This window comes from Brevibacillus sp. B_LB10_24 (genome assembly GCF_046036945.1).
In the GTDB taxonomy this organism is placed as follows: Bacteria; Bacillota; Bacilli; order Brevibacillales; family Brevibacillaceae; genus Brevibacillus_C.
On the sequence record NZ_JBJQOQ010000012.1, the window covers coordinates 44,783 to 56,626 of the forward strand.

Annotated in this window: 11 protein-coding genes; all 11 read left to right on the plus strand. The window is 51.7% G+C overall.

The window, feature by feature from the left end:
- Positions 1 to 27 precede the first annotated feature (27 nt).
- The 11 genes from ACI7RC_RS13025 (at position 28) to ACI7RC_RS13075 (ending at position 11,665) form a co-directional block, all read left to right on the plus strand.
- Entirely contained in the window at positions 28 to 1,254 is a 1,227-nt protein-coding gene (locus tag ACI7RC_RS13025; RefSeq protein ID WP_408108676.1) for a CaiB/BaiF CoA transferase family protein, read from the plus strand.
- A gap of 27 nt (positions 1,255 to 1,281) precedes the next feature.
- Positions 1,282 to 2,436 (plus strand): acyl-CoA dehydrogenase family protein, encoded by a 1,155-nt coding sequence (locus ACI7RC_RS13030; protein ID WP_408108677.1) that lies wholly within the window; start codon positions 1,282 to 1,284, stop codon positions 2,434 to 2,436.
- A gap of 32 nt (positions 2,437 to 2,468) precedes the next feature.
- Complete coding sequence (locus tag ACI7RC_RS13035; RefSeq protein WP_408108678.1) at positions 2,469 to 3,266, plus strand: methyltransferase domain-containing protein; 798 nt, start codon at positions 2,469 to 2,471, stop codon at positions 3,264 to 3,266.
- A gap of 18 nt (positions 3,267 to 3,284) precedes the next feature.
- Positions 3,285 to 4,499 carry a CaiB/BaiF CoA transferase family protein gene (locus tag ACI7RC_RS13040; protein ID WP_408108679.1) on the plus strand — a complete coding sequence of 405 codons (1,215 nt, stop codon included), beginning with the start codon at positions 3,285 to 3,287 and terminating at the stop codon, positions 4,497 to 4,499.
- A gap of 131 nt (positions 4,500 to 4,630) precedes the next feature.
- Entirely contained in the window at positions 4,631 to 5,119 is a 489-nt protein-coding gene (locus ACI7RC_RS13045; RefSeq protein WP_408108680.1) for a DinB family protein, read from the plus strand.
- Between the two features lie 446 nt (positions 5,120 to 5,565).
- Entirely contained in the window at positions 5,566 to 6,561 is a 996-nt protein-coding gene (locus tag ACI7RC_RS13050) for a sugar ABC transporter substrate-binding protein (protein ID WP_408108681.1), read from the plus strand.
- Between the two features lie 109 nt (positions 6,562 to 6,670).
- Entirely contained in the window at positions 6,671 to 8,161 is a 1,491-nt protein-coding gene (locus ACI7RC_RS13055) for a sugar ABC transporter ATP-binding protein (protein WP_408108682.1), read from the plus strand.
- A 1-nt stretch (position 8,162) separates the two neighbouring features.
- Complete coding sequence (locus ACI7RC_RS13060) at positions 8,163 to 9,161, plus strand: ABC transporter permease (protein WP_408108683.1); 999 nt, start codon at positions 8,163 to 8,165, stop codon at positions 9,159 to 9,161.
- A 57-nt stretch (positions 9,162 to 9,218) separates the two neighbouring features.
- The gene (locus ACI7RC_RS13065; protein WP_408108684.1) at positions 9,219 to 10,235 is read left to right on the plus strand and encodes a carbohydrate kinase family protein; all 1,017 of its coding nucleotides are present in this window, start codon (positions 9,219 to 9,221) and stop codon (positions 10,233 to 10,235) included.
- Positions 10,236 to 10,248: 13 nt separating this feature from the next.
- A complete protein-coding gene (locus ACI7RC_RS13070) occupies positions 10,249 to 11,145 on the plus strand; it encodes a class II fructose-bisphosphate aldolase (RefSeq protein ID WP_408108685.1) in 897 nt (298 codons plus the stop codon).
- Positions 11,126 to 11,665: a D-lyxose/D-mannose family sugar isomerase gene (locus ACI7RC_RS13075; protein WP_408108686.1), complete on the plus strand. Its 540-nt coding sequence runs from the start codon at positions 11,126 to 11,128 to the stop codon at positions 11,663 to 11,665. The genes ACI7RC_RS13070 and ACI7RC_RS13075 overlap by 20 nt, the downstream gene beginning before the upstream one ends.
- Positions 11,666 to 11,844 lie beyond the last annotated feature (179 nt).

Consider the following 11,844-nt stretch of genomic DNA (forward strand, 5'->3'; position numbering starts at 1 on the left):
GAATAGTTCGAAAGTAGGTGATTAGGCATGCTAACGCTGAAGGGAATTCGCGTATTGGAATGGTCAGAAGGAATCGCAGGTCCGCTTGCCTGTCAGATGTTAGGCGATCTGGGAGCGGATGTGATTAAAGTAGAACGACCCGCCGGAGACTGGGGGCGGGGAATGGGACCGGGTCAAAAAGAAGGGAGCATGCACTTTATTTCTCTTAACCGAAATAAGAGAAATATCTGCCTAGATGTAAAAAAGCCGGGGGGACTGGAAGTGGCCCGTTCCCTGGTCAAATCGGCCGACGTACTGATCTGCAACTACCGGCCTGGAGCGATGGAGCGGCTGGGGCTGGGATTTGATCAGGTTCACGCCTGCAATCCGCGGATGATCTACGGACGGGTATCGGCGTACGGCTACGAAGGCCCGCTGTCCGAACTTCCGGGGAGTGACACCGTCATGCAGGCGATCTCTGGGATCATGAACCAGGTAGGGGACAGTGAGGGGGTACCCTACCGGGTTGGCGTTCAGGTGATTGACCATACAGCCGCGAGAGATTTGGTCATCGGGGTCATGGCCGGCTTGCTTTCCAGAATGAGAGGGGAGGAGCTGCAACATCCGATCGACGTCAATCTCATCGCTACAGGGGCCGCCCTGCAGGCCCAGCAGTGGCAGGAATTTTTCACTACCAGAGCAGCCCCGAAGCGAATGGGAAACCGCAATGCCGTTTTGGCGCCAGCCGGCCTGTATGAGACAAAGGACGGCAAATACATCACCATCGCCGTATTGCGGGAAGAACATTGGGTGAAATTTTGCCGTGTGCTGGGACAAGAGCATTTGCTGGAAGATCCGGCCTTTGCGTCAAATGCCTTGCGGCTGACGAACAGAGAGCGGCTGGAAGCGGTGCTCGTTCCTCTCTTTCAATCACGAACACAGGAAGAGTGGGTTCCATTTTTAACGGAACAAGATATCCTCGTAGCCGCTGTCAACGACCTCGAGCAAATTTACCGCAACAAGGATCTGATGAACTGCATCCCGGTGACCCGGTTGCCGGAAGGAGCCCTGACTTCGGGAGGCGATTCATCTCAAAATATTTCCATTGGACTTCCCGTGATGTACAACGGCAATCTCACGCCGCAAGCAAGGTACGGGCCGCCTGTTATTGGGGAACATACCTATGAAATCTTGCAAGAGCTGCATTTCGATGATCAGAAGATTCAACAGTTGGTGTCGGCCGGCACGGTGTTTCAGAGAAGAGTCGCAATCTAACAAAAAGTGGGAAAAGGAGAATGGGAGATGTACAATCTAAATGCGGAGGAACGTGCGATCGTTGAGATGGTTCGTCAATTTGCCGAGAAGGAAATTCGCCCCCTCGTCAAGGAGTATGAGGAGGCAGACCAATTTCCCCAAGAGATTATCGAAAAAATGAAGGCGCTGGGATTCTTTGGCCTGAAAGTTCCTGTCGAGTACGGCGGATCAGGCATATCCTCGCTGGCCTACGCGAGTGTGTTCGAGGAGCTTTCAGCTGTTTGGATGACTTCTGCCGGCGTCATTGGCACTCATTCTCTCTTTGCCCATGTACTTGCCACATATGGTACCACAGAGCAAAAGGAGCGATTTTTGCCCCGCATGGCCACTGGGGAACTGTGGGGAGCGCTGGGGCTGACGGAACCTGATGCCGGTTCTGATGTGCAAAGCCTGAAAACGACGGCGGTGCGAAGAGGCGATAACTACGTGCTTAATGGAGCAAAGACATTTATCACCAATGCCAGCTATGGAAATCTGCTGCTCGTGCTGGCCAAGACAGATCCGCAAGCGGTGCCTGGCGCCAAAGGCATCAGCGCATTTATCGTGGAAAAAGGGACACCGGGATATACCATCACCAGGAAGATGGAGAAACTTGGGTACCGCGGTCTGGATACGTCTGAATTAGTCTTCGAGAATTGCGAAATCCCGGCAGATCGGCTTATCGGTCTGGAAGAAGGGCAGGGCTTTACGCAAGTGATGGCGGGATTGGAGGTTGGGCGAATTAATGTGGCTTCCAGGGCGGTAGGTGTTGCCCGAGCGGCATTTGAAGCGGCCATCCGTTACGCCCAGCAGCGGCAGACGTTTGGAAAACCGATCGCCAACCATCAGGCAATTCAGCTGATGCTGGCTGATATGTACACAGGGATTCAGGCGGCCAGACATTTGGTGATAGCGGCCGCCGAAAAGAAGGACCGGGGGGAGCGCTGCGATCTGGAAGCGGGCATGGCGAAGCTCTTTGCCAGCGAAATGTGCTGCAAGGTAACCATGGATGCGATGCGGATTCACGGCGGATACGGCTATTCCAAAGAGTTTCCGGTAGAACGCTTCTACCGTGATGCCCCGCTGATGATCATTGGCGAGGGTACCAGCGAGATTCAGCGGCTCGTGATTGCCAAAAATCTGCTGAAAAAATACCAATTGTAAACGGCGGGAAAAGCCGGCCGGGAGGGTGACAAATGCACGATCCATATGCAAGGATTACCGAACTGGACGCCGATAGCCAGTTGAAACTAAGCGAAAGCCTGGAATTGAGAGCTTCCGATCAGGAAATGAGGGAAATCATTTGCTCCTATTTGTCCGAAATGAAGTGGCTGGAAGGCATGAGGATCTTGGAAGTTGGCTGCGGGACAGGCGCAATTACGCGGATGCTGGCGGAAGGCAGGGGCGTACAGAGTGTGACGGGGATAGATCCCTCGCCCATCTTTATTAAAAAGGCCGAGTCACTCAATCAACACCGGCACGTGTCCTTTCTGGTCGCGGATGGAAATGCTCTGCCGTTTGAAGATTGTGTCTTTGATGCCGTGGTGTTTCACACTGTGCTCTGCCACGTCCCGTCTCCGGCGAATTTTTTGCGAGAAGCCAAGCGCGTCTTAAAACCAGGCGGGCAGCTGGCCATCTTTGACGGCGACTACACTTTGCGATCCGTATCGATCGGGGAACACGACCCGCTGCAGGCCTGCGTCGAAATGATGAAACAATACAATTGCCACAACCCGTGGCTCGTTCGGCAGCTTCCTTCCCTACTCTCATCTGTAGGCTTTGCACATACAAAGGTGCAAAGTCACGGGTATCTGGCCAGAAACCCCGATTACATGCTGAACTATCTGGAGCGGGGGGCGAATCGCTTGGCTGAAGCAGGACTGATTCGCAAACAAACGGCAGACATTCTGATGAAAGAAGCCAGGCAGCGGGTGGAAGCGGGTACGTTTTTTGGCTTCATTCCTTATTTGAGCTTTATCGCAGAAGCAGTCTGAATGGATGGAGGGAACCAGATGGGATTTCAACCTCTTATCGGGCTGAGGGTGCTGGATTGGACAGAAGGTGTAGCCGGTCCCTATGCTTGTCAGATCCTCGGTGACCTGGGAGCAGATGTGATAAAGGTCGAGCGGCCGGCAGGGGATTGGGGTCGTGCATTGGGCACTCAGATCAACGAGATGGGGACGCAGTATATTGCGTTGAACCGCAATAAAAGAAACATCTGTTTGGATGTTCGAAAACTGGATGGCCTGCAAATTGCCAAGCCGTTGATAAAAAGTGCGGACATCATGATAACCAGTTTCCGCCCAGGTGCGATGGAAAGGTTAGGGCTGGGGTATGAACAAGTGAGGGAGTATCATCCGCAGATCATCTATGGGCGGGTGTCCGGCTACGGATACGAGGGAGCGTTAGCCCAGCTTCCCGGAGTGGATACGGTCGTTCAGGCTGTGTCGGGATTCATGAGCCAAATCGGGGAAAGTGAGCGCGTTCCATTCCGAGTGGGATTTCCCATCCTTGATCATGGTGCTGCGCGAGATTTGCTCGTCGGGATTATGGCAGCACTCGTTGCGAAGATGAAAGGCGAGGAGATCTTGCAACCGATCGATGTCGATTTGATGTCCACTTCTGCCGCGCTTCAAGCGCAGCAATGGCAAGAATTCCTGATGACAGGCAAAGAGCCGATGCGCTCAGGGAACCGCAATCCTTCTTTGGCTCCAGCGGGCGTGTATGAAACGAATGACGGAAAGCACCTCTCCCTGGCCGTTCTGCGTGAAGAGCATTGGCAGAAGTTTTGCTCTGCATTGGGGCTTGAGGGCCTGGTGTCAGATCCCGAATTTTGCACGAACGCTTTGCGTGTTTCTAACAGGGAAAAATTGGAATCGATCATCGAACCCTTAATCAAAAGCAGAACGGCAGGGGAGTGGCTTCGCCTTTTTCGGCAGCATGATCTGCTTGTGGCCCCGGTGAATACAGTCGGTCAAGTTTACGAACACAAGGAGTTATTCGATACGGTGCCGAAAGTGTCGGTTCCGGTGGGGGATTCCGGCGGGCAGACAATCTCGATCGGTGTGCCGGTGAAGTTCGGCAAGCCAGTTGACACGCGGGCGAGATACGGAGCTGCCGCAAAAGGAGAGCATACCCGTCAAATCCTCCGGGAATTGGGCATGGATGAGGCAGCGATCGAAAAATCTATCGCAAGCGGTGCAGTAACGAGCCATGTGGCCAGTTAATGGGGTCCATGGCTTTTTCGATGGACATTCACCTCAACAGAATGTCCGATTTTTACAATCCACAACAATCTTCACCAACTACAATAGATGCATGCAGTTTCAGACAACACACGAGAGAAGGGATTGATGAGATGAACGGTGTCATGGAAATTCGCGATCATCTGTTGGACGAGCTGGAGCTGTCAGTCCGCACAAGCCAAGCGCTCATCATGCGCATCAAGCCGGAGGAGTGGGACTGGCGCCCGGCGGAAAACATGCGCTCGCTGCTCGAGCTGGTGCATCATCTAGTAGCGATACCTGCATCCGATTTGGCGATCCTGCAGGAGAAGACACAACCTGAAGTAGAAGCGGTCGAGAACGGCGCGAGGGACATTACTGACCCGCACGCATTATCCCAACGACTCCGTGCGAATTGCGATGCTCTGCGGCAGTACATCCTGTCGCTTGATGAAGACGAGCTTTTGCACAAAGCGACGAAGGCGTTCTACCTGGACCACGGAACCGTGCAGATCAGGTGGTTGATTGAAATCGTCACGCATTCCTTCCACCACCGCTCGCAGCTGTACAACTACTTGAAGCAGTTGGGACACGAGCTGAGCTTTTTCATGCTGTACGGTTAGGAAAGAACGTAATACCGTCACCTTCCCTGTTCGAAAAATACCTCCGGATATCAGTTGCGGTTCATGACCAAGACTGGATGCGGAGGTATTTGCTTTATGAAAAGAAAACGTACGGACATCCCCGGCGCAAGCGTCCGTTCACCTATCCTATGAAACGTGCATGTTCAGGCGTGTCCGAAATCACAGCATATTTTATTTTTTAAAAGTTCTTGAAAACTTATACGGACATATATAAAATGTAAATACGGAAAAGTGATTTAATTTCGAAGCGGCCGTTTATTCTGGAGATTGACTGTATAGGTCACAGCGAAATGAAAGCGCTTTTACCGGTACGTCCGTACAAATACAATCGTTCAAACATGGAATGCGCATCGATGGCGGCGTATAAAAATCACTTTTGTGATCTTTTATAAAACCATTTTTTATCCACCAAAGGGGGCAATTACATGAAAAGAATGATGTCTTACCTGTTGATTGCGCTGCTGACATTCGCGGCAGTAGGATGCAGCAGCCAACAGCAAGCCGGCGGTTCGTCGGGGGCGGAAAGCGGTCCGGCCCAGAGCAGTCCGGCGAAAACCAAGTCTGACGGTCAAAAGGTTTTTGGCTACACCTCCATGACGCAAAACAATCCCTTCTTCCAAGTGCTGGAACAGTCGATACGCAAGGAGGTTGAGGCAAAAGGGGACAAGCTGATCACCACCAACCCAGCGATGGATGTCTCACTGCAAATCAACCAGATTGAGGACATGATTGCGCAGGGGATCGATGCCATCTTCTTGAATCCGGTTGACTGGGAAGGGATCAGACCAGCCTTGGTCAAGCTGAAGGAAGCCGGCATTCCCATCATCAACTACGATACAGAAGTGAAGGACTTTGATTATGTTACCGCTTATGTCGGTTCCGACAACAAGAATGCCGGCAGGGTAGACGGTGAAGACCTCGTCAAAAGATTTCCCAACGGCGGAAAGATCGTAGTTCTGGACAGTCCGACGATGAATTCGGTCAACGACAGAATCGCCGGATTCATGGAAGCGATCGAAGGCAAAAATTTTGAAATCGTTGCGCAGCAGGATGCCAAAGGGGATCTGGAGACGGCACTCGGTCTGACTGAAGACATCCTTCAAGCCCATCCCGACATCATTGCGATCATGGGCGGAAATGATCCGACTGCCCTGGGTGCGCTGGCAGCGCTAAAGGCCGCCAACAAAACGGATATCGTCATTTACGGAGTCGATGGCTCTCCAGATGCGAAGGCTGCGATTGCCGAGGGCGGCCCATTTGTGGGGACGGGCGCGCAGTCACCCATTCAAATTGGCGTAAAGTCGGTCGAGGTGGCCTACAAGGTCCTGAATGGCGAGTCGTTTGAAAAAAGAACCCCGGTAGAGACGTTCCTGATCAATAAAGAAAATGTTCAGCAATACGGTACGGATGGCTGGCAATAACCGATAGAACGACGGGATTACATAGTGGGTGACTCGGCTGCCTTGTTTGTTCACAAACGGTTAGCAGACAGGGACGGGTCACCCATTATCACGTATCGAGGTGGAAGAGATGAGTGACAAACTGTTGGAGATGTCCGGTGTCAGCAAGCGGTTTCCCGGGGTGTATGCGTTGAAGGGCGCCAACTTCGAACTGAAAAGCGGAGAAGTCCACGCGCTTCTCGGCGAAAATGGCGCAGGCAAGTCAACGCTGATGAAGATTTTGGGCGGCATCTACAGCATCGATGAAGGAAAGATCTTCATCGAGGGCCGGGAGTGCCAGATCCAAGGCGTAAAAGATGCGCAGAAATACGGAATCAGCCTGATTCATCAAGAAATCTCATTAGTCCCTTACCTGTCGATTGCAGAGAACATTTACCTCGGCCGGGAGCCGCTGGCCAAAACAGGCTTTATCGATAAAAAAACGATGTTTGGGCAGGCGCAGCAATTTCTGGATGAGTTCGATTTGGGCCTGTCCGCAAACACGCTGATCCATCAATTAAACGTCGCCCAGCAGCAAATGGTGGAAATCATCAAAGCCGTTTCTTTTCAGGCGAAAATCATCGTCATGGATGAACCAACCTCTTCCTTGACAGACAAAGAAGTCGAATTCCTGTTCCAAACAATTCGCAGCCTAAAGGCGCAGGGAGTCGGGATTATCTACATCTCCCATCGCATGAATGAATTATTTGAGATCACAGACAGGATCACGATCATGAGAGACGGCACGTATATCGGAACCGTTCAGACCAAAGAGACGACCCAGGAAGAACTGATCGGCATGATGGTTGGCCGGGAACTGACCAATTACTACGTCAGAGAGTTTCTGCCTCCGGGCGAATGCGTTCTGCAAGTCCGCAATCTGTCGCGGAAAGGTGTATTGGAAAACGCCAGCTTCGAACTGATGAAGGGTGAAATCCTCGGTTTTTCCGGATTAGTCGGCGCGGGAAGATCAGAGTTGATGAAGTGCATCTTTGGACTGGATTCATTTGAGCAGGGCGAAGTGCTTATCAACGGGGAAAAAGTCCAGATCAAAAATCCGAATGATGCGATCAAGCACGGAATTGCTTACGTAACAGAAAATCGAAAAGAAGAAGGATTATTTTTGATCCAGTCCGTTCAATACAATATCACCATTAAGATTTTGCATGAGTTTATCAAGTTCTTTCGGGTTCGTTCCAAATATGAAAATACACAAACCAATCATTACATACATGAATTGTCGATCAAGACACCTGGTCCCGATCAGGAAGTCAGGAATTTAAGCGGAGGCAATCAACAAAAGGTCTTGATTTCGCGCTGGCTGGCAACGAAACCGAAAGTCTTGATTCTCGATGAGCCGACAAGAGGAGTCGATGTCGGCGCAAAGGCGGAAATCTATTCCATCATGAACAGACTGGTAAAAGAAGGAGTCTCGATTATCATGGTTTCCTCAGACCTGCCGGAAGTGATCAACATGAGCAATCGGGTTGCGGTTATGTACAAGGGAAGGATCCAAACCATCCTGCCCAAAGACCGATTCAGTCAAGAAGCGATCATGCACTTTGCTACGGGAGGTAATTGACATGTCTCAACTTTCTTTGCAAGAGAAACAAAAGGATCATGCCCTGCTGCAAATTGGTGCCGGCATCAAACAATTTGTTCGGGATAACATGGGCATCCTGATCGGGTTTTTGGTGTTGTGCATCATCATTTCCATCGTCAATTCCAGCTTTTTGACAGCGAATAATCTGTTGAATGTGCTGCGGCAAACTTCTACCAATTTATACCTGGCCTTGGCGATGACAATGATCATTATTCTCGGGGGGATTGACCTTTCGGTGGGTTCCGTCATGGCCGTAGTAGGCGTTGTAACGAGCAGCCTGGTCGCCTTGTTTGGAGCGCCGGTCCTCGTGGCAGTTGCTGCCGGGCTGGCAGTGGGGGTCTTGTTTGGCGCGTTAAACGGCTATGTGGTAGCCACCACCGTGATTCCTCCGTTTATCGTCACCCTGGCGACGATGAATATCGCGAGGGGAGCGGCATATGTCTTAACCGATGGGAAACCGATTCGCGTCATGTCAGACTCCTTTAACTTCATTGGTTCCGGCTATATCGGCGGGGTATTGCCGACGCCGGTGCTGTATTTAGTGATTCTTTTGATCATCTGTTATCTCATTATGAACAAGACGAAGCTGGGCCGCTACATGTACGCAGTCGGCGGGAATGCCGAAGCAGCCAAATTTTCCGGAATCAATATCAAAAGGATCAAGCTGTTCGCCTACACCTTTAGCGGATTGATGGCTGGAGTGGCGGGGATCGTCCTTGCGTCGCGGATGTTCTCCGGGCAGCCGACCGCCGGAAATGGCGCGGAGCTGGACGCGATCGCAGCGGTTGTGCTGGGCGGAACGAGCATGACAGGCGGGTACGGGAGGATCGGCGGGACAGTAATCGGCGCTCTTATCATCGGGGTGCTCAGCAACGGATTAAACCTGATGGGAGTCAGTTCATTTTGGCAGTACATCGTAAAAGGGATCGTCATTTTGGTGGCCGTATACGCGGATGTGATCAAAAGAAAAAGAGGATGAGCCCCTGGGGGGGTGCTTCCTATTGCGGCATGATCGTGAACGAGGCAGGTGATTCATGTGAGAAAGGGAATTGCAGTAGCGGGGACGATTGCCGTCGATGAAATTAAAAAAATCGACCGGTACCCCGGCAAATCTGAGCTTACCGTCATCCAAAGCATAAAAAGGTCGACCGGCGGGGCCGTTTCGAATTGTTCTGTCTCCCTGGCCAAAATCGACCCCAACTTGCCAATTGAAGTCATCGCCTTGCTTGGCGAAGATGAAAAAGGCCGTTTTTTGCGAGAGCAATTAGGCCAGTATCGAAATATTGACTTGAGGCAGGTAAAAGTGGTGGGGGATACGCCGTTTACCGATGTGATCGACGACAGTTCCGATCACAGCCGCACCTTTTTTACCTACAAGGGAAATTCGGTTCTCTTTGACGAGGATACGATCGATGTTGCAAACCTGCAGGCGAAGATCCTGCACGTCGCATATTTGCTGTTGTTGGATGCTTTGGATCAACCAGACAGTGAATACGGAACGAAGATGGCAAAAGTCTTAAAACGGGCGCAAGATGCAGGCATCAAGACCTCGATCGATATCGTCAGCGAGAACAGCGACCGGTATGCCCGTGTCGTGCCTCCCAGCTTGAAGTATGCCAACTACTGTATCGTCAACGAACTGGAGGCGGGCAAAAGCACAGGTATCAGCTTGAGGGATTCCGCGGGCGCTTTGCTCACGCAGGATATCAAACGGGTGCTCAGCCGATTGAAGGAATGGGGAGTCAAGGACTGGGTGGTGATCCATGCTCCCGAAGGCGGTTTTGGATATGATGGCCGAGAGTTTACCAGCATCCCTTCGCTGCATCTTGAGAAGCAGTGCATCAAGGGCTCGGTTGGGGCGGGTGATGCTTATGCTTCCGGGGTTTTATACGGCGCCCTGCAGGGGTACGACCTTCCCGAAGCGATGAAGCTGGGTACTGCCGCCGCCGCGTCATCGCTGTTAGAAGAGGACAGCACGTCAGGAATCAAAAGCTATGCAGAATTATGCCAGATGTATGAAGCATATCCGAAAAAAGATCAAATAAGCATCTAAAGGAGAGGATCAGATGCTAGTCACGTTGCGTGAATTGTTGACCAAGGCTGATGCGGGAAACTATGCCGTCGGAGCTTTTAATTCACCTACCCTGGAGTCCGCGCGGGCGGCCATAGAAGCGGCGGAGGAACTGGGAGCGCCCGTGATCCTGTCGCATGCAGAGGTACATAACGAAATTGTCCCGCTGGAGGTAATGGGCCCTATATTGGTCGAGTTTGCCAAAAGGGCCAGCGTTCCTGTAGCGGTCCATCTCGATCACGGATCCCATCTGGATATCGTCAAGCAAGCGATCGACATCGGCTTCAGTTCTGTCATGATCGATGCTTCGCACATGGATTACGAGGATAATGTCAGAACAGTAAAAGAAGTCGTAGCGTACGCCCATCAACGCGGCGTTTCAGTGGAAGCCGAACTGGGCGTATTGACCTCTTCCGGCATCGGAGGGGAGGAAACGAAGGGAGGGCATGAGATATCCCCGAGTGAACCTGAGGATTACTACACGGACCCGGCATTGGCGAAAGACTTTGTCGAACAGACGGGGATCGATGCGCTGGCAGCCTCATTTGGCACGGTACACGGCATTTACGTAACGGAACCCAATCTCGATTTTGAACGGCTTGCGGCCATTTACGAAAACATTCAAAGGCCGGTTGTCATGCACGGCGGTTCCGGTTTAAGCAGAGAAGAATACGTCCAGGCGATCCGCCGCGGAGTGAGGAAGATCAATTATTACAGCTACGCGGCGAAGGCGGGCGCCCACGCGGTCAAAGACTACATCGATCGCACGGCCAATCTGTTCTACCACGACTTTACCGCCGTGGCCAAAGAGGCGATCAAAAACGACGTGAAAAAGGCAGTGGAAATGTTCACTTTGCAAGGAGGCGGGAACAGTGAAGCGGGAAGAATATGAAAACATCAGGGAGCGGGCGCTCACTTTGTTCGAGCGGGCCAATATCGTCCTGACGGAAGCTGAGAAACAGGCGGTAGAGGTTGCCGATTTTGGACTGGGCAAAATAGAAGACACCGGATTGCAATTGGTGACGTACGTCAATACCGATCTGGTCTGCGCCAAAGAACTTGCCTTGCTCCCCTACCAAACCTGCCCTGAACACAAACATCCGAAACGGGATTTTGACGAGGGGAAAGAGGAGACTTTTCGCTGCCGATACGGAACCGTGTATCTGTATGTAGAAGGCGAAGCGACGGAAAATCGCACGGCCCATCCGCCCCAGGGGGACGAGTCATATTATACCGTTTTCAAAGAAATCATCCTGAAGCCGGGAGAGCAGTACACGATTTACCCGAATACGCTTCATTGGTTTCAGGCAGGAAGTGAAGGAGCGGTCGTCTCAGAATTTTCGACGAAAAGCACAGATGAGAGCGATAGATTCACAGACCCGAGAATCAGACGAATACCTGAGATTGATTAAATTGTACGTACAAGAAAGATAGAATCGGGAGAAGGCTGAACTGGCTGGTAGGAGAAGAGTGCCGCTTCAAGCTGGGCGCGTCTTCTCTTCCCGTCCACGGATGCCTATTTTTTTGCTCGTGAGGAGCTGTTTTTCACCTCTCTGTTGAATGTACGTACAAATTATAATAAAATATAGAA

Bases quoted from the DNA above. Each gene is read 5' to 3' on its own strand.
- ACI7RC_RS13035 (WP_408108678.1), top strand. From the start codon at position 2,469: ATGCACGATCCATATGCAAGGATTACCGAACTGGACGCCGATAGCCAG.
- ACI7RC_RS13055 (WP_408108682.1), top strand. From the start codon at position 6,671: ATGAGTGACAAACTGTTGGAGATGTCCGGTGTCAGCAAGCGGTTTCCC.
- ACI7RC_RS13040 (WP_408108679.1), top strand. From the start codon at position 3,285: ATGGGATTTCAACCTCTTATCGGGCTGAGGGTGCTGGATTGGACAGAA.
- ACI7RC_RS13045 (WP_408108680.1), top strand. From the start codon at position 4,631: ATGAACGGTGTCATGGAAATTCGCGATCATCTGTTGGACGAGCTGGAG.
- ACI7RC_RS13070 (WP_408108685.1), top strand. From the start codon at position 10,249: ATGCTAGTCACGTTGCGTGAATTGTTGACCAAGGCTGATGCGGGAAAC.
- ACI7RC_RS13060 (WP_408108683.1), top strand. From the start codon at position 8,163: ATGTCTCAACTTTCTTTGCAAGAGAAACAAAAGGATCATGCCCTGCTG.
- ACI7RC_RS13025 (WP_408108676.1), top strand. From the start codon at position 28: ATGCTAACGCTGAAGGGAATTCGCGTATTGGAATGGTCAGAAGGAATC.
- ACI7RC_RS13030 (WP_408108677.1), top strand. From the start codon at position 1,282: ATGTACAATCTAAATGCGGAGGAACGTGCGATCGTTGAGATGGTTCGT.
- ACI7RC_RS13050 (WP_408108681.1), top strand. From the start codon at position 5,566: ATGAAAAGAATGATGTCTTACCTGTTGATTGCGCTGCTGACATTCGCG.